At 71.2% G+C, this 15,836-nt stretch carries 16 protein-coding genes; 11 read left to right on the forward strand and 5 right to left on the reverse strand.

What is annotated here, in order from left to right:
- Positions 1-11: 11 nt before the first annotated feature.
- Positions 12-1,508 (forward strand): hypothetical protein, encoded by a 1,497-nt coding sequence (locus tag ACLJQM_RS43335; RefSeq protein ID WP_410636101.1) that lies wholly within the window; start codon positions 12-14, stop codon positions 1,506-1,508.
- A gap of 4 nt (positions 1,509-1,512) precedes the next feature.
- Here the strand turns inward: ACLJQM_RS43335 and ACLJQM_RS43340 are convergent, their stop codons facing one another.
- Positions 1,513-2,562 (reverse strand): type VII secretion protein EccE, encoded by a 1,050-nt coding sequence (locus tag ACLJQM_RS43340; RefSeq protein WP_410636102.1) that lies wholly within the window; start codon positions 2,560-2,562, stop codon positions 1,513-1,515.
- Positions 2,563-2,700: 138 nt separating this feature from the next.
- On the opposite strand from ACLJQM_RS43340, the gene eccB reads away from it, so the two are divergent.
- Genes eccB through ACLJQM_RS43355 form a run of 3 tightly spaced genes read left to right on the forward strand, consistent with a single transcriptional unit; the run spans position 2,701 to position 5,482 of the window.
- Positions 2,701-4,122, forward strand: a complete 1,422-nt coding sequence (gene eccB / locus ACLJQM_RS43345; protein ID WP_410636103.1) for a type VII secretion protein EccB — start codon at positions 2,701-2,703, stop codon at positions 4,120-4,122.
- Positions 4,123-4,133: 11 nt separating this feature from the next.
- On the forward strand, positions 4,134-4,826 hold the full coding sequence (locus ACLJQM_RS43350) for a response regulator transcription factor (RefSeq protein WP_247012465.1): 693 nt from the start codon (positions 4,134-4,136) through the stop codon (positions 4,824-4,826).
- On the forward strand, positions 4,823-5,482 hold the full coding sequence (locus ACLJQM_RS43355; RefSeq protein WP_247012463.1) for a response regulator transcription factor: 660 nt from the start codon (positions 4,823-4,825) through the stop codon (positions 5,480-5,482). Before ACLJQM_RS43350 ends, ACLJQM_RS43355 begins: the two co-directional genes overlap by 4 nt.
- 80 nt (positions 5,483-5,562) lie before the next feature.
- On the opposite strand, the gene ACLJQM_RS43360 is transcribed toward ACLJQM_RS43355, so the two are convergent.
- Positions 5,563-6,357 (reverse strand): carbon-nitrogen hydrolase family protein, encoded by a 795-nt coding sequence (locus ACLJQM_RS43360; protein WP_247025235.1) that lies wholly within the window; start codon positions 6,355-6,357, stop codon positions 5,563-5,565.
- A gap of 84 nt (positions 6,358-6,441) precedes the next feature.
- On the opposite strand from ACLJQM_RS43360, the gene hisD reads away from it, so the two are divergent.
- From hisD to ACLJQM_RS43380, 4 genes are read left to right on the forward strand one after another with little or no spacing between them, the layout of a single operon-like run.
- Positions 6,442-7,770: a histidinol dehydrogenase gene (gene hisD, locus ACLJQM_RS43365; RefSeq protein WP_247012461.1), complete on the forward strand. Its 1,329-nt coding sequence runs from the start codon at positions 6,442-6,444 to the stop codon at positions 7,768-7,770.
- Positions 7,767-8,867 carry a histidinol-phosphate transaminase gene (locus ACLJQM_RS43370; protein ID WP_410636104.1) on the forward strand — a complete coding sequence of 367 codons (1,101 nt, stop codon included), beginning with the start codon at positions 7,767-7,769 and terminating at the stop codon, positions 8,865-8,867. Before hisD ends, ACLJQM_RS43370 begins: the two co-directional genes overlap by 4 nt.
- The gene (gene hisB / locus ACLJQM_RS43375; protein ID WP_360766358.1) at positions 8,864-9,463 is read left to right on the forward strand and encodes an imidazoleglycerol-phosphate dehydratase HisB; all 600 of its coding nucleotides are present in this window, start codon (positions 8,864-8,866) and stop codon (positions 9,461-9,463) included. The genes ACLJQM_RS43370 and hisB overlap by 4 nt, the downstream gene beginning before the upstream one ends.
- Positions 9,460-9,618: a hypothetical protein gene (locus ACLJQM_RS43380; RefSeq protein WP_247012455.1), complete on the forward strand. Its 159-nt coding sequence runs from the start codon at positions 9,460-9,462 to the stop codon at positions 9,616-9,618. The genes hisB and ACLJQM_RS43380 overlap by 4 nt, the downstream gene beginning before the upstream one ends.
- Before the next feature lie 139 nt (positions 9,619-9,757).
- Here the strand turns inward: ACLJQM_RS43380 and ACLJQM_RS43385 are convergent, their stop codons facing one another.
- The gene (locus ACLJQM_RS43385) at positions 9,758-11,944 is read right to left on the reverse strand and encodes an MMPL family transporter (RefSeq protein ID WP_360766360.1); all 2,187 of its coding nucleotides are present in this window, start codon (positions 11,942-11,944) and stop codon (positions 9,758-9,760) included.
- A gap of 206 nt (positions 11,945-12,150) precedes the next feature.
- Between ACLJQM_RS43385 and ACLJQM_RS43390 the strand changes: the two genes are divergently transcribed.
- The gene (locus tag ACLJQM_RS43390; protein ID WP_360766363.1) at positions 12,151-12,744 is read left to right on the forward strand and encodes a TetR/AcrR family transcriptional regulator; all 594 of its coding nucleotides are present in this window, start codon (positions 12,151-12,153) and stop codon (positions 12,742-12,744) included.
- 394 nt (positions 12,745-13,138) lie between these two features.
- On the opposite strand, the gene ACLJQM_RS43395 is transcribed toward ACLJQM_RS43390, so the two are convergent.
- The gene (locus ACLJQM_RS43395) at positions 13,139-13,687 is read right to left on the reverse strand and encodes an RNA 2'-phosphotransferase (protein ID WP_360766366.1); all 549 of its coding nucleotides are present in this window, start codon (positions 13,685-13,687) and stop codon (positions 13,139-13,141) included.
- Between the two features lie 32 nt (positions 13,688-13,719).
- Complete coding sequence (gene soxR / locus ACLJQM_RS43400; protein WP_247012447.1) at positions 13,720-14,181, reverse strand: redox-sensitive transcriptional activator SoxR; 462 nt, start codon at positions 14,179-14,181, stop codon at positions 13,720-13,722.
- Positions 14,182-14,233: 52 nt separating this feature from the next.
- Between soxR and ACLJQM_RS43405 the strand changes: the two genes are divergently transcribed.
- Together ACLJQM_RS43405 and ACLJQM_RS43410 are read left to right on the forward strand one after the other, a co-directional pair.
- The gene (locus ACLJQM_RS43405) at positions 14,234-14,926 is read left to right on the forward strand and encodes a thiamine pyrophosphate-dependent enzyme (RefSeq protein ID WP_360766369.1); all 693 of its coding nucleotides are present in this window, start codon (positions 14,234-14,236) and stop codon (positions 14,924-14,926) included.
- Positions 14,927-14,929: 3 nt separating this feature from the next.
- Complete coding sequence (locus ACLJQM_RS43410) at positions 14,930-15,823, forward strand: transketolase family protein (RefSeq protein WP_410636105.1); 894 nt, start codon at positions 14,930-14,932, stop codon at positions 15,821-15,823.
- Positions 15,824-15,836 lie beyond the last annotated feature (13 nt).

A 15,836-nucleotide genomic window follows, 5' to 3' on the forward strand; every position in this document is an offset into this window, starting at 1 on the left:
GAGTTGCACCGGTGGTTTCCGATGAGCAGAAAGTGTGGCGGCGGCTTGCCGACGCGAAGGTCAGTCGCCGCGTCGACTCCTTGACGGTGACAGGATCGTCGGTATTCGCTGATCAGGAGATCGAATTCGGTGCGTTCACGGTCCTCTGCGGACTGCACGGAACGGGCAAATCCTTCCTGCTCAGGTTGCTGGAAGAGCTGACCTGCAACTACTGGTCGAGTGATGATTCCCCACCCGTCGTTACCGAGCAACCCGGTAGGTTCGTTCTGCGTGCCACGTCGGACGGCGTGCCGATCGTGAGAGCAGCTTCGTTCACGGAGGAAGTCGGCACGAGATGGGATCCTCAGGTCGAGATCGCTCCGTTCGCGCACATTCTGCGGCCGGAGTCCATGCTGCGAATGCACAACATTTGGATCCGGTCTGGCGATGCAATTCGCCACCGAGAGGATCTTTATAACTTCGATTCGGTCGAAATGAAGACGACGGCAAGGGATCGTGAGGGGATCGTTCGCATCCTTGGTCTGGATTACACCGATCATCGAATGTGGGATACGACTTGGTGTGATCGGTCGCCTATACCATTGGAGAAGTTGCGGTCGAGTCCCGCCTGTGCGGAGCATATGTTTGTGGTCGAAGCTTCGCGTGGAGGCCGCGCTGTGCAAAATAAGACGATGAGCTATGCCGAGTTGTGGGTGCATCATTGTCTGGGGGCCTTCCGTTCTCCGTGTTCCGACGACGTCTTGCTCATCGACGAGCCGGAACGTGGCCTGGCTGCGCGTGGACAGGGGCCGTTGGTCGCCGAACTGGCTCGGTTGGCGCTTGCCAATGACGTGCAGGCCGTGCTGGCTACCAATTCACGCGATATTCTCGCCAGGGTCCCACCTGAGCTGATTCGCGTCCTGACGCTGACGGCTTCCGGTATCCGGGTGGTGAAGCCCGAGCGTGACGACCAGGTCGCGCTCTACCGCAACGAACGCCCTGAGTTGCGCGGCATCGTGTTCGTGGAGGACGACGAAGCCGCAGGTTTTATCGACGCATTGCTGGCAATTCTCGCTCCTGGTCTCATCGCCACGAGCGAGATCGTCGCCGTTGGCGGTGCGACCGCCGCAGCGCGGATCGTCAAGGACTTGTCCAAGATCAGGCGAGTGGGTATTGCCGCAGTGCTGGACGCCGACCAGCAGGGAAAAACGACCTCGTCGGATGGCCGGACCCTGTGTCTGCCAGGCTTGGCGGGGCCCGAGTCGGAGCTGCTGTCCGCTTGTGTCGATCGAGTCGATGAATTGAGTACTTTGTTGGGAAAAAGCCAGGCGGAAGTGGAGATGGTATTCGATCAGATCCGCTTCTTGCCGCACAACAAGTGGATTCCGTTTGCGGCGGACAGCCTGGCAGTGCCGCAACACGTTCTCCGTCGAGCGATGCTGTGCAGCTGGCTGGCGGATCCCGTGAAGCGGGCAGAGGCAGACGACTTCGTGGTCCGCCTCCAGACCGCGCTACTGGGCGAGCGCTGAACTTTCAGCTGTCCAGTGCGAGCGGCAGTGTCCGGCGAACCCCGGCACCGTGCCGGCCGTGCAACGGGACTGCCGCGGGCGGGACCGGGACCGGCGCACCCGGCCGCGCCCCCACCCGGATCGTCACTTCCGCCTTCTCACGCCCACCAGCGGTCCGGGTCAGCGTGTACGACGTCGCCGTGAACGCCGCGCCCGGGACCGCGAAGTCCTGCATCCGGGCGGACCGGGGCGCGAAGCACATCTGCGGTGCGCCGCCACCCCACGTCCACGCCTTCCAGCTCTCGGGTGCGCCGGACGCGGGGCCCTGGACGCCCAGCGCCACCCGCAGCTCCTTCGCCAGCTCCCCGGCCTCCAGCACCGTGCTCTGGTACCCCGCCTCGGCCAGCGCGCCCATCAGGCTCAGCGCCGCCGACGCCGTGCTCCGCAGCGCGCCGAGGTCGCCGCCGCCGCGGGCCAGTGCCGCGATCGGGGCCTGGTCCGGGCGGTAGCGGACCGCCAGCCAGCGGACGCGCAGCACCTGCTCGCCACGCGGGATGGCCCACGTCAGCAGCTGCGCCGAAGCCAGCGGGACGTCCGTGCGCCGGTACGCCTCGCGCAGGACGTCGGCCAGCGCGCCCGGCGCTCCCGTGCCCGGCGTCAGCCGCACCAGCGCGCTCCAGCTGCCGTCGATCTCCGCGACGCCGAAGCGGTTGCCCGCGCGGTCGACGTGCTGGCGGACCTTCACCGGCCCGGCCACCGACAGCAGCGGGTCCGGGCTGTCGCGGCGGGTGTCGTGGCGCCGGAGCCGGAACGCCGTCCACGTCAGGGCCCAGCCCGCCGGGTGCCGGCCGGCGAACCGCACCGACGTCAGCAGCACGACGAGCCCGGCGACCACGCTGACGACGATCCGCACCGGCTGCGTGACGCCGTCGACCAGCCAGGCGAGCAGGACGGCGATGGCCGCGAGCTCCCACACCGCGGCCTGCAGCGGCCGGATCGGCAGCAGCCAGGGCAGCGCGGCGGAGGCGGGCCGGGACGGTGCCGGGCGGACGGCGCCGGCGGTTTCGACGGACACGGGCTCCCCTTTCCCCGGAACCCGACGCTACTGCCTCCCCAGATGTCGCGTGGGCGTAAAAATTACCCTCGCCGCCGCGCGGGAGGGTGCTTAGCATCGGCCTCTCGGAGGGACGACGCACAGCGGGGGCACAACAGCGTGTGGACGCAGCGGGACCAGATCCAGGCGTACCAGTTCCTCCGCCGCAGGCTCGTTTCCGCGCTCGTCGCCGCCGACGCCAACCACCCCGTCTCGCCCAGCCGCCGGCTCGTGCTCGCCACCGTGCTGGGGCTCGTGGCCGCGCTGCTCGTCACCGCCGTCTTCGGGATCATCGGCCTGCTGAACCCCTCGGGCGGCAAGGACTGGCTCGCCGGCGGCAAGGTGATCGTCGAAGAGGGCACCGGTGCGCGGTTCGTCCTCGGCGCCGACGGCGTGCTGCACCCGGTGCTCAACTACGCGTCCGCGCGGCTGCTGGCCGGCGGCACCGGTGAGGCGACCGTGAGCGTGTCGCCGGAGAACCTCGGCAAGGCGGGCCGCGGCACCCAGATCGGCATCCCGGGCGCGCCCGACTCGCTGCCCGCGGCCGGCGCCCTCGTGAACGCCGCCTGGACGAGCTGCAGCCGCACCAGCCAGGACGCGCCCGCGTCGGAAGAACCGCGCACCGCCGTCCTGCTGGCCCCGCCCGCGTCCGGCGTCGAACTGCCGCGCGACCAGGGCGTGATCGTCCGGCTGCCGCAAGGCGACCGCTTCCTCCTCGCCGGCGGGCGGCGCTACAAGCTCAGCGACGAAGCCGCGACCGCGCTGCAGTTCGACAGTTACCCGACGATCGCGGTGTCCTCGCGGTGGATCGACACCGTCCCGGCCGGGCGCGACCTCGCCGCGCTGCCGGTCGACGGGGCCGGTGACCGGGGCCCCGCGCTGGGCGGCCGCGAGACCCGCGTCGGCGAGGTGCTCGCCGTCGTCGACGCGATGGCCGCGCCCGGCGCCGCGACTTCGTACTACCTCGTCCGCCGCGACGGTCTCGAGCCGGTCGGGCAGACCGAAGCGAGCCTCCTGGTGACGACGGAGGCCAACGCCGCCGCCTACACCGGACCGCCGGCGCCGGTGGAGGTCCGCGCGGCCGACGTCGCCGCGGTGGCCAAGGTCGCCGCGCCCCGCGCCGGCGGCGCCGACCCGGCGGCCTACCCCGACCGCATCCCCGGCAAGGCGCCGATCACCGGCGGCTCGGTTTCCCTGTGCGTTCAGGGCAGCCGGTTGCTCGTTTCGGCCGAATTCCCGCTTTCCCCTGGTGCCAAGGCAATCCAGGTCGCCACCCGGACCGAAGCAAGGGTGGCGGACGAGGTGTTCGTACCTCCGTCGGGGGGAGCCGTCGTCGTCGAAGCCGGCTCGGCCACCACCTACCTGGTGACCGACACGGGCCGGAAGTACCCGGTGGTGAGCGCGCAGGCGCTGTCCTCGCTCGGTTACGGAGGAGTGGCGAAGTCACCGGTCGCAGGTAGTTTGCTGGCATTGGTGCCGACGGGCCCCGCGCTGGACCCGGCCACGGCCGGGCGGCCGGCTCCGTCGGGTGGAACGGGGTGAAAGTCGTGCAAATGACAGAAGAGCGTTCGACCGGCGACGTGGACCATGGGCGGGTCCGCGTCGCGGTCATCGAGGACCATCCGCTGTACCGCGTCTCCGTCGAGCGCGTGCTGGCCGAGGCCGACTTCGTCGAGCTCGGCGCGGTGGTCGACTCGGTGGCGCGGTTCCACGTGCACCGGCAGCCACCGGGCAGCGTCGTCCTGCTCGACCTCGGGCTGCCCGGCGTGGCGGGCGCCGCGGCGGTGCTGGAGGTGTGCGAGCTCGGGCACCACGTGCTCGTGGTTTCCGCCCAGGCGGAGCCGGAAGTCGTGCTGGGCGCGATCGCGGCGGGGGCGCGCGGCTTCCTGTCCAAGGACGTCGACGCCGACGAGCTGCTGATCGCGATCAAGACGGTCGCCGGCGGCGGCGCGTACGTCTCGGCGGTGGTCGCGGGGATGATCATGAAGGACAACGCGGACCGCCCGGCCGTCTCGGCGGACGTCGAGCTGTCGCCGCGCGAGGAACAGGTGCTGCGGCTGGTGGCGGCGGGGGAGCGGGACGTCGACATCGCGCTGATCCTCGGCATCGGCGTCCGGACCGTGCGGGGCTACCTCGACCGCATCCGCGACAAGACGGGGGAGCGGCGGCGGCCGGGCCTGGTGAAGGAAGCCATCCGGCGCGGCCTGATCGGCGGCGCGGGCCCCCGGCGCGGCGGCCGCAAATGAGCGACGAGGAAGAGACCCCGGCCCCGCCCCCGCGGCGGATCCACGTGGGCGTGATCGAGGACCACCCGCTCTACCGGTACGCGCTGACCCGCGTGCTCACCGAGGCCGCGGACATCGAGCTCGGCGCGGTCGCCGACTCGGTGGCCCGGTTCGCGGTCCAGGACCAGCCGGCGGGCAGCGTCGTCGTCCTGGACCTGAAGCTGAGGGGCGTCCAGGACGCGGCCGCGGTCCTGGAAGTGGGACAGATGGGGCACAAGGTGCTGGTGGTGTCCGCGCACGCGGAACAGCCGGAGGTGCTCGGCGCGATGCAGGCGGGCGCGAAGGGCTTCCTGTCCAAGGACGTCGACGGCGACGAGCTGCTGCGCGCGATCCGCACCATCGCCGACGACAACGCGTACGTGTCGCCGACGCTGGCCGGGATGATCATCCAGGACAGCGAAGACCGGCACGCGGGCCCGAAGATCGTGCTGTCGGAACGCGAAAAGCAGGTGCTCCGGCTGGTGGCGGCCGGGGAGCGGGACGTCGACGTCGCGGAGATCCTCAACATCAGCGTCCGGACGGTCCGGTCCTACCTGGACCGCATCCGCGACAAGACCGGCGAACGACGCCGCGCGGGCTTCGTGCGGGTCGCCATCCGCGAAGGCCTGCTCCGCTGACAGAACCCCGCACTTTCACGTGAAAGTGACCCGGAGTGCGCGCTCCGGATCACTTTCACGTGAAAGTGCGGCTTTGCGGTTCAGAGGCGGCGGTTGGCCAGGGCTCCCGTCGCGGTGCGGGCCTTGGCCGACACGGCCGGGTCGACGTCCACCAGCAGCGTCTCCGGCGCCGCGCCCGCCTGGGCGACCACGCGGCCGAAGCCGTCGGAGACCGTCGAGAAGCCGATCCCGGTCGGTGCCTTCGGGTTCACCGCGGTCCCGGTCGCCGCCGGGTCGGCCTGGCCGCAGCCCAGCACCCAGCAGCCCGAATCCAGGGCCCGCGCCCGCACCAGCACCTCCCACTGGTCGCGCTTGCCCTCGCCCGCGCCCCACGACGCCGGCAGCAGGACGACGTCGGCGCCGTCGTCGGCCAGGGCGCGGAACAGCTCCGGGAAGCGCACGTCGTAGCAGGTCGCGACGCCGTAGACCACGCCGTCCAGCTCGAACGTGGTCGCCGAGGCACCGGGGGCGACCGTGTCGGACTCGGCGAACCCGAACGCGTCGTAGAGGTGGATTTTGTCGTAGCCGCGGTGGTGGCCGCCGCCGGTGATCAGCAGCGTGTTGCGGACCCGGCCCTCGTCCGCCGGCGTGAACATCCCGGCCACGACGACCACGTCGTACTCGGCGGCGACGGCGGCCACCGCCGAGGCCCACGGCCCGTCGAGCGGCTCGGCGACCGGCTCCAGCGGACGGCCGAAGCGCGCCATCGTCGCCTCGGGGAACACGACGATCCGCGCGCCGCCCGCCACCGCGGCTTCCACCCCGGAGCGAACGAGTTTCAGGTTCGCCTCCGGATCGTCACCCGAGTTGACCTGGCACAACGCGATTCGCGCCACCGCTGCCTCCTGCATGCTGGGATCCGCCGTCACCGGGGAGTATCGCCGACGAGTGCTCCAGTGTGACCTCGTACCCTGGAGGGCATGTTGAACCGCACCGACCTGCGCGGGCAGGTCCCGACCGCCGCCGAACTGCGCGCGACGCTCCCACGCGCCGAATACGACGTGGACGCGGCGCTGCACCACGTGCGCCCGGTGGTCGAGGCGGTCCGCGACCGCGGTGTCGAAGCCGTCCTCGAATACACCGAGAGGTTCGACGGCGTGCGCCCCGCGTCCGTGCGGGTGCCGCGCGAGCGCTTGACGCGGGCGCTGGCCGAGCTGGACCCGGCCGTGCGCGCGGCGCTGGAGGAGTCGATCACCCGCGCCCGCAAGGTGCACGCCGAGCAGCGCCGCACCGACGTCACGACCACCGTCGTCGAGGGCGGCACGGTCACCGAGAAGTGGGTGCCGGTCGAGCGCGTCGGGCTGTACGCCCCGGGTGGCCTGGCCGTGTACCCGTCCACCGTGGTGATGAACGTCGTCCCGGCGCAGATCGCAGGCGTCGGCTCCCTGGTCGTGTGCTCGCCGCCGCAGGCCGCGTTCGACGGCCTCCCGCACCCGACCATCCTCGCCGCGGCCGAGCTGCTCGGCGTCGACGAGGTGTGGGCGGCGGGCGGCGCGCAGGCCGTGGCGCTGATGGCGTACGGCGGCACGGACACCGACGGCGCCGAGCTCGCCCCGGTCGACACCGTCACCGGGCCGGGCAACATCTACCTGACCGCGGCGAAGCGGCTGCTGCGCGGCCTGATCGGCATCGACGCCGAGGCCGGGCCGACCGAGATCGCCATCCTCGCCGACGAGACGGCCGACCCGGTGCACGTCGCCGCCGACCTGGTCAGCCAGGCCGAGCACGACCCCCTCGCGGCGAGCGTCCTGGTGACGACGTCGGCCGAGCTGGCCGACGCCGTCGACAAGGACCTGGCCAGCCGCGTCGCCGCGACCAAGCACAGCGAGCGGGTCGCCGAAGCGCTGGGCGGCAAGCAGTCCGGCGTCATCCTGGTGTCCACTGTGGACGACGGCCTGCGGGTCGTCGACGCCTACGCCGCGGAGCACCTGGAGATCCAGACGGCGGACGCGCGCGCGGTCGCGGCCCGGGTCCGCAACGCGGGCGCGATCTTCGTCGGCGCGTACGCCCCGGTTTCGCTCGGCGACTACTGCGCCGGGTCCAACCACGTGCTGCCCACCGGCGGGTTCGCCCGTCACTCCTCGGGCCTGTCGGTGCAGAGCTTCCTCAAGGGCATCCACGTCGTGGACTACTCCGAGGACGCGCTGCGCGAGGTCGCCGGCCGCGTCGTCGCGCTGGCGAACGCCGAGGACCTGCCCGCGCACGGCGAAGCCGTCACCGCCCGGTTCGCGGGGGAGGAGGCCCGATGACGCTCGGCGACGAGATCACCCTGGCCGCACTGCCGCTGCGCGAGGACCTGCGCGGCAAGTCCCCGTACGGCGCGCCGCAGCTGGACGTCCCGGTCCGGCTCAACACCAACGAAAACCCGTACCCGCCGCCGCCCGAGCTGGTCGCGGACGTCGTCGAGGCGGTCCGTGCGGAAGCGGCCGAGCTGCACCGCTACCCGGACCGCGACGCGCTGGCGCTGCGCCAGGACCTGGCCGACTACCTGAGCGTGTCGACGCGGGTCGTGCTGTCGGAGGCGAACGTCTGGGCCGCCAACGGGTCCAACGAGGTGCTACAGCAGATCCTGCAGGCCTTCGGCGGTCCCGGGCGCACCGCGCTCGGCTTCGAACCGTCGTACTCGATGCACCCGATCATCGCCTCGGGCACCCGCACCGAGTGGGTCCCGGCCCCGCGCCGCCCCGACTTCACGCTGGACACGGCGGCGGCCGCGCGGCTCATCCGCGAGCGGCGGCCGGACATCGTGTTCGTCACCAGCCCGAACAACCCGACCGGCGGCTCGATCCCGAAGGGCGAGCTGCGCGTGGTGATCGAGGCGGCGACCGGCATCGTGGTCGTCGACGAGGCGTACGCGGAGTTCTCCTCGCGGGCGAGCGCGGTGGAGCTGCTGGGCGACTACCCGGCCCAGCTCATCGTGTCGCGCACGATGAGCAAGGCGTTCGCCTTCGCCGGCGGCCGCCTGGGTTACCTGGCCGCCGCGCCCGCCGTCGTCGACGCGCTGCAGCTGGTGCGCCTGCCCTACCACCTCTCGCGGCTGACGCAGGCGGCGGCGCGCGCGGCACTGCGCCACGCCGACGCCACGCTGGGCAGCGTGCACAAGCTGTCCGCGGAACGCGACCGCGTCGTGGAAGCGCTGGCGGGCCTCGGTTTCGAGCCGGTCCCGAGCGACGCGAACTTCGTCCTCTTCGGACACTTCCCCGACCCGGGCGCCGCGTGGCGGGCCTACCTGGACGCGGGCGTGCTGATCCGCGACCCCGGCATCGAGGGGCACCTGCGCGTGAGCATCGGCACCCCGGAAGAGAACGACGCCTTCCTCGAGGCGAGTAAGGAAGTTTCCCGATGACGCGCATCGGCAAGGTCGAGCGGACCACCAAGGAGTCCTCGATCTTCGTGCAGCTGGACCTCGACGGCACGGGCGAGGTCGACATCTCGACCGGCGTGCCGTTCTACGACCACATGCTGACGGCGTTCGGCGTCCACGGCTCCCTGGACCTCAAGGTCGAGGCGACCGGCGACGTCCACATCGACGCCCACCACACGGTGGAGGACACGGCGATCGTCCTCGGCCAGGCGATCCGCCAGGCCCTGGGCGACAAGAGCGGCATCCGCCGCTTCGGCGACGCGTGGATCCCGATGGACGAAACCCTGGCCCACGCGGCGATCGACGTCTCGGGCCGCCCGTACTGCGTGCACGTCGGCGAGCCTGAGCAGTTCAACACGTTCACGATCGGCGGCAACTACCCGTTCGTGCTGACGCGGCATGTGTTCGACTCGCTGGCGTTCCACGCGCAGATCGCGTTGCACGTGCGGGTGATCCACGGCCGCGACCCGCACCACATCGCGGAGGCGGAGTACAAGGCGGTGGCCCGAGCCCTGCGCACGGCCACCGAGCCGGACCCCCGCGCGGGCGGCATCCCCTCCACGAAGGGCGTTCTGTGAACAGCAGCGTCGTCGGCGTCCTTTTGCTGGCCCTCGGCGGATTTCTGGTGGGCGGCGTGTATTCGACGTGGAAGACGGCGAAGTTCATCGCGGTGGTGCTGGGCATCGCAGCCCTGCTGGCTGTCGGCGGCGCGATCTTCTGGTTGTCCAGCTAGCTGTTGCGGGTCATGACGTTGGTGACGCGGGCGAGGGCCTGAGACACATCCGCCGAACAGGAGCCATCGGTCGGCAACCGGAAAAGAGCCCGGCCGTGATGTGGGCGCCACATCACGGCCGGGCTGGGGGAGGCTCCGCTCAGCGGCTCGCGCCGACCAGTTCGCGCTCTTCCGGCTCGTCCAAGTGCTTCGTGAGCTTCTCGCCCTCGACGTCGACGTCCGGCAGGATGCGGTCGAGCCACTTCGGCAGCCACCACGCGCCGCGGCCGAGCAGGGACATCACCGCCGGGACCAGGGTCATGCGGACCACGAACGCGTCCACCAGCACGCCGAACGCCAGCGCGAAGCCGATCGACTGGATCAGTGACGATTCGGCCAGGATGAAGCCGGCGAACACGCTGATCATGATCAGCGCGGCCGCGACGACCACCCGCGCACCGTGGCGGAAGCCGGTCACCATGGCCTCCTGCGGTTCCGCGCCGTGGACGTGCTCCTCGCGCATCCGCGTCACCAGGAACACCTGGTAGTCCATCGCGAGCCCGAACAGGACGCCGATCAGCAGGATCGGCAGCATGCTCATGATCGGGCCGGTCGACGCGACGCCGAGCAGGTCGGTCAGCCAGCCCCACTGGAACACCGCGACCACCGCGCCGAACGTCGCCGCGACCGAGCCGAGGAAGCCGATCGTCGCCTTCAGCGGCACCACGACCGAGCGGAACACCAGCATCAGCAGCACGAACGCCAGCCCGACGATCAGCGCGAGGTACGGCAGCATCGCGTCCGACAGCTTCTCCGAGACGTCGATGTTCGCCGCGGTCTGGCCGGTGACGGCGAGCTTCGCGCCGGTCGCGTTCTCCAGGACGCCCGATCCGGCGCGGATGGCGGCGACCAGGTCCTCGGTCTGCGTACTGCTCGGGCCGCTCTTCGGGATCACCGTCAGCAGCGCGGTGTCGCCGGTCTGGTTGACGCGCGGCGGCGTCACGGCGGCGACGTCGGGCAGCTTCTGGATGTCGGCGGCGGCCTGGCCGAGTGCGGCCTGGCGGTTGGTGCTCGCGCGGGTGTCGACGACGACCAGCAGCGGGCCGTTGGAGCCCTCGCCGAAGCTGCGGCTCGCGATGTCGTACGCCTTCTTCTGCGTCGACTCGGGCGCGGCGGTGCTGTCGTTGGGCAGGCCGAGCTGCATGCTCAGCGCGGGCAGCGCGACGACGGCCATCCCGGCCAGCGCGACGAGCAGCACCGGGATCCGGTGGCGGGCCACGAACCGCGCCCAGCGCTCACCGTGCGTCGGTTCGACCGCCTTGCGGCGCAGCCGGATGCGGTTGCCGGCGACGCGGGCGCCGGCGAACCCGAGCACCGCGGGCAGCAGCGTCAGCGCGATGAGCACGGAGACCGCGACGGTCACCGCGGCGGCGACGCCCATCTGGCCGAGGAACGGGATCCCGACGACGGTCAGGCCGGCCAGCGCGATGATGACGGTGAGCCCGGCGAACACGACGGCCGAGCCGGCGGTGCCGACCGCGCGCCCGGCGGCTTCCTCCGGTTCTCGGCCGAGACCCAGTTCGTGCCGGTAGCGCGAGACGATGAACAGCGCGTAGTCGATGCCGACGGCCAGCCCGATCATCAGCGCGAGGATCGGCGTGTTCGAGTTCAGCTCGAGGAAACCGGACGCGAGGAAGATGCCGCCCATCCCGGTGCCTACGCCGATCAGCGCGGTGAGCAGCGGGATGCCGGCCGCGACGAGCGAGCCGAAGGTGATGATCAGCACGACGGCGGCGACCGCGACACCGAGGCCTTCCGTGGCGCCGGTCTCGGGGATGCCCTGCACGGCGTCCCCGCCGAACTCGACGGTGAACCCGGCGGCACGGGCGGCGTCCGCGGGGGCTTGCAGCGCCTGGCGGTCCTCTTCGGTCAGCTCGTACGCTTTCGCTCCGTAACTGACCTGGGCCAAGGCGACGCGCTGATCGGGTGAGATCGACTGCACCTGGAACGGGTCCACGACGGCGGCGACCTTCGGGGCCGTCTTCAGCTGCGTGACGAGCGACTCGACGGCGGCCTTGCCCTTCGCGTCGGTCACCGTGGCCCCGGCCGGAGCCTCGATCACGACGCGCGCGGTGGCGCCACCGGCGTTGGCCTGCGGAAACTTCTCGGTCAGCTGGTCGATCGCCCGCTGCGACTCGGTGCCGGGGATCGTCACCGAGTTCGAAAGCTGGCCCGAAAGCGTCAGGGCACCCAGCCCGAGCGCCACGAGGACGGCCGCCCAGACGGCGGCGACCAGCGCTCGCCGTCGGAAGGACAACCGGCCGAGCCGGTACAGGAAGGTCGCCACGAGTCAGCTCCGTTTCGCCCGAACGGGCTCGGTTCACTCCATCAGGTCTCTCTCCAAGCTAGCCGATCGGCAAGGATGCGTCCAAGCCGATCGGCAAGTATGTGACTTGCCGAACAGCAAGGTTTATCCCAGCCGATCGGCTAGTAAGCGAGTTTGCCGATCGACAGGGAGTGACGTACGCTCCGACGGCTCGCTGAGGAGGAAGAATGACCGCCGGCCCGGCCGAGGACACCCGGACCCGACTGCTGCAGACCGCGCTGCGCTTGTTCAGCGAACACGGGGTCGAGGGCACGTCGCTGCAGATGATCGCCGACGCACTGGGGATCACGAAGGCCGCGGTCTACTACCACTTCAAGACGAAGGCGGAGATCACCGAGGCGGTCGCCGAGCCGGGCGTGCGAGACCTGGACGAGCTGGTGCTGCGAGCGGCGGCCCAGAAACGCCGGGGCGCGCAGGTGGACTTGCTGCTGGAGGGGTTCATCGACCTGGTGATCCGCCACCGGGCGCTGGTGGCGCTGTTTTCGAGCGACCCGGGCCTGATCCGCGCGATCGAGAAGTCGGCCCACGGCGGGATGGAGGGCTTCGGCCAGGCCCTGCTGGGCATTTTGGCGGGCCCGGACCCGGACGCGACGGCGCGGGTGAACGCGATGGTGACGTTGACGGGCATCGCGATGGCGGGCGGGTCCCCGGATCTGGCCCGCATGGGCGACGACGAGCTGCGCACGGAGCTGCTGGACGTGGGCCGGAGGTTGCTCGGGCGCCCGCGCCGCCGGACAGCGGGTGCGGTGCCGTCTCTTTGAGCTGAGCGAAGGTTCGTGCGCCTGGGCGGCCGACTCGCGTGGGGCGGCGGCCGGCGCGGCGACTTGTGTCTGGCTGGCCGGACGCGAGGTGGGGGACTTGCCTGTGGCCGGTGACTGGTGCGGTGGGCACTTGCGTCTGGGCGGTGACCGGTACGCGGGGCCGCGACTTGTGTGCGGCCGGCTGCTCGCGCGGTGACGGTCCACTTGGGTGGGGGCGGCGGCTCGTGCGGCGGCAGCCGATCTGTGGGGCGGCGGTCTGCGCGGCGGCGGCTGACTTGTATGTGGCCGGTGCACGGGGCAGCGGCTTGCGTCTGGCCGGGCGGCTTGCCCGCGGGCGGCCGACTTGCGTGCGGCCGGCGCGCGGGTGGGCGACTTGCGGTCGGTCGGCTCGTGCTCAGTCGAGGCGGGTGAGGTGTTGCGGTGGGACCGCTGCCGTGAGCCAGACTCCGTTGGCGCTTACCTGGAACTTGTGGCCCGCGTTCGCCATGGTGGCCGCGTCCACCCGCAGGATTACCGGCTTTCCGTGGCGGGCCGCCACTGTGCGGGCCGTGTCCGTCGTTGCGGACAGGTGGACCGCGTGGCGGTTCATCGGGCGGAGGCCCTCGTGGAAGATTGCGTCGAGGAACTTCGACACCGTTCCGTGGTACAGGACCGGTGGCGGGGTTGCGTTGGGCAGGCCCAGGTCCACCGTGATGCTGTGGCCCTGGCTCGCGCGGATGCGGGTGCCTGTTTCGTCGAAGGCGAAGCGGCGCTTGTTGTTCGTCTCGACGACCTCGTCGAGTTGGGCACGGGTGACCGCGAAACCGTTTGCGCGCAAGGCGTCGAGAAGGGTCTCGACGCTCACCCAGCCGTCCGGGGAGAGGGTGAGGCCGAGGGCTGCCGGGTCGTGGCGGAGGTGGCGGGCGAGTCGCTTCGAGATGCGGGTTCGGTGCTTTTCGTTCATTTCCTTTCCAGGATCCCGCCGGGGGTAAGCGGTTAAATGCCGCCCTCGATCGCTGGGCGGAGTTTGCTTGCGCCTGGGCCGTGGCGGGACAGCTCGTCGTCGTTGTTGTAGAGCGCGCAGCTGCGCAGGGACAGGCAGCCGCAGCCGACGCAGCCCGTCAGGCGGTCGCGGAGGCGTTGCAGGGCGTCGATGCGTGCGTCGAGCTCGTGCTGCCAGTCGCGCGACAGGCGCGCCCAGTCGGCCTTCGTCGGGGCGTGGTCTTCGGGCAGGGACGCCAGTGCCGCACTGATGTCCTCCAGGGACAGCCCGACCCGTTGCGCGGCGCGGATGAACGCGATCCGGCGCAGCACCGAACGCGGGTAGCGGCGCTGGTTGCCCGCCGACCGCTCCGAGCTGATCAGTCCCTTCTCCTCGTAGAACCGCAGTGCCGTGTGCGGCACCCCGCTGCGTTCCGCCACCTGTCCGATGCTGAGATGTTCAGCGAGCCTCGTCACCTGCTCAGGCTATCCTTGACTTCGAGTTTAGTCGAGGTTGCATCGTCGGGTCATGACCACTGCGACCGAACCGGGTTACGCCGATCTGCCACGGCTGATCTCGCTGATGACCGGCGACGACAAGCACAGCGCCGCCGCGGAGTCCACTGTGGACGTCCTGTGGGTGCTCTACGATCGCGTCCTCGACGTCACGCCCGAAAACTTCCGCGAGCCCGGCCGCGACCGCTTCCTGCTGTCCAAAGGACACGGCCCGATGGCGTACTACGCCGTGCTCACCGCGAAGGGCTTCATCGCCGAGGCGGAGCTCCCGACCTGGTCCGACCCCGTCTCCCGGCTCGGCCACCACCCCGACCGGCGGCGGGTGCCCGGTGTCGAGATCTCCAGCGGATCCCTCGGCCACGGCCTGCCGATCGCGTTCGGCACCGCGCTCGGCCTGCGGGCCCGCGGCCTGACGGCGTCGAAGGTCGTGACGCTCGTCGGCGACGCCGAGCTCGACGAAGGCTCGAACCACGAGGCGATCGTCGTCGCGGCGCGCGCCGGCCTGGAAAACCTGACCACGGTGGTGATCGACAACCAGTCCTCCTCGCGCGGCTGGCCGGGCGGGATCGCCCGGCGCTTCGCCGTCGAAGGCTGGGAGACCCGTGAGGTGTCCGGCCGCGACCACGACGCGCTGTACGACGCCTTCACCACCGCCCACCCCGGCCGCCCGCTCGCGGTGGTCGCCGTCGTCGAACCGAAGGGCTGACGCATGCCGTCGATGCGCGAAGCGTTTTTGAGCACCACCGAAGAGATCCTCGACGCGGACCCGGACGTCGCCGTCGTGCTCGCCGACATCTCGGCCGCCCAGCTCGCGGGCGCCGCGCGGCGCCACCCGGACCGGGTGATCAACGTCGGGATCCGCGAGCAGCTGCTGGTCAGCGCGGGCGCCGGGCTGGCGCTCGCCGGGCTGCGGCCGATCGTGCACACGTTCCCGTCGTTCCTGGTGGAGCGCGCGTTCGAGCAGATCAAGCTCGACTTCTCCCACCAGGAGGCCGGTGGCGTCCTCGTGTCCTACGGCGCCTCCTACGACATGGCCGCGGAAGGGCGCACGCACCAGTCCCCGGGCGACGTCGCGCTCATCGACTCGCTCCCGGGCTGGACCGTGCACGTACCGGGCCACCCGGACGAGGCACGCCGGCTGCTGCTCGAGTCGATCCCCGGTGACGGCCGGATCTACCTGCGCCTTTCGGCCCAGGAGAACGCGTCGCCACACCTCGGAGTCGGCTTCACGCGCCTGCGCGAGGGGGCACGCGGCGTCGTGGTGGCCGTCGGCCCGGTGCTGGACCGCGTCCTGCGCGCGACGGCGGGCCTCGACGTCACGGTGCTCTACGCCTCGACGATCCGCCCGTTCGACGCCGCGGGCCTGCGCGCCGCCGCGCTGGCCGCCGCACCGGACGTGGTCCTGGTCGAGCCGTACCTGGCCGGGACGTCCGCGCACTGGGTCGCGGAAGCTCTTTCCGACGTGCCGCACCGGTTGCGGTCGCTCGGTGTCCGCCGGGACACCGAAGTCCGGACCTACGGCGGCATCGCGGACCACGACCTGGCCCACGGTCTCGACGTGGGCTCACTGGCGTTGTCGATCAAAGATTTCCTCCAGGGGTAGCGGGGCCGCTAGC

The organism is Amycolatopsis sp. cmx-4-83 (assembly GCF_046548815.1).
Lineage (GTDB): Bacteria > Actinomycetota > Actinomycetes > Mycobacteriales > Pseudonocardiaceae > Amycolatopsis > Amycolatopsis pretoriensis_A.

Coding starts and splice junctions, on each gene's coding strand:
- ACLJQM_RS43395 (WP_360766366.1), bottom strand. CDS start 13,687: ATGAACGAAAAGCACCGAACCCGCATCTCGAAGCGACTCGCCCGCCAC.
- hisB (WP_360766358.1), top strand. CDS start 8,864: ATGACGCGCATCGGCAAGGTCGAGCGGACCACCAAGGAGTCCTCGATC.
- ACLJQM_RS43355 (WP_247012463.1), top strand. CDS start 4,823: ATGAGCGACGAGGAAGAGACCCCGGCCCCGCCCCCGCGGCGGATCCAC.
- ACLJQM_RS43390 (WP_360766363.1), top strand. CDS start 12,151: ATGACCGCCGGCCCGGCCGAGGACACCCGGACCCGACTGCTGCAGACC.
- hisD (WP_247012461.1), top strand. CDS start 6,442: ATGTTGAACCGCACCGACCTGCGCGGGCAGGTCCCGACCGCCGCCGAA.
- ACLJQM_RS43410 (WP_410636105.1), top strand. CDS start 14,930: ATGCCGTCGATGCGCGAAGCGTTTTTGAGCACCACCGAAGAGATCCTC.
- ACLJQM_RS43405 (WP_360766369.1), top strand. CDS start 14,234: ATGACCACTGCGACCGAACCGGGTTACGCCGATCTGCCACGGCTGATC.
- ACLJQM_RS43370 (WP_410636104.1), top strand. CDS start 7,767: ATGACGCTCGGCGACGAGATCACCCTGGCCGCACTGCCGCTGCGCGAG.
- ACLJQM_RS43350 (WP_247012465.1), top strand. CDS start 4,134: ATGACAGAAGAGCGTTCGACCGGCGACGTGGACCATGGGCGGGTCCGC.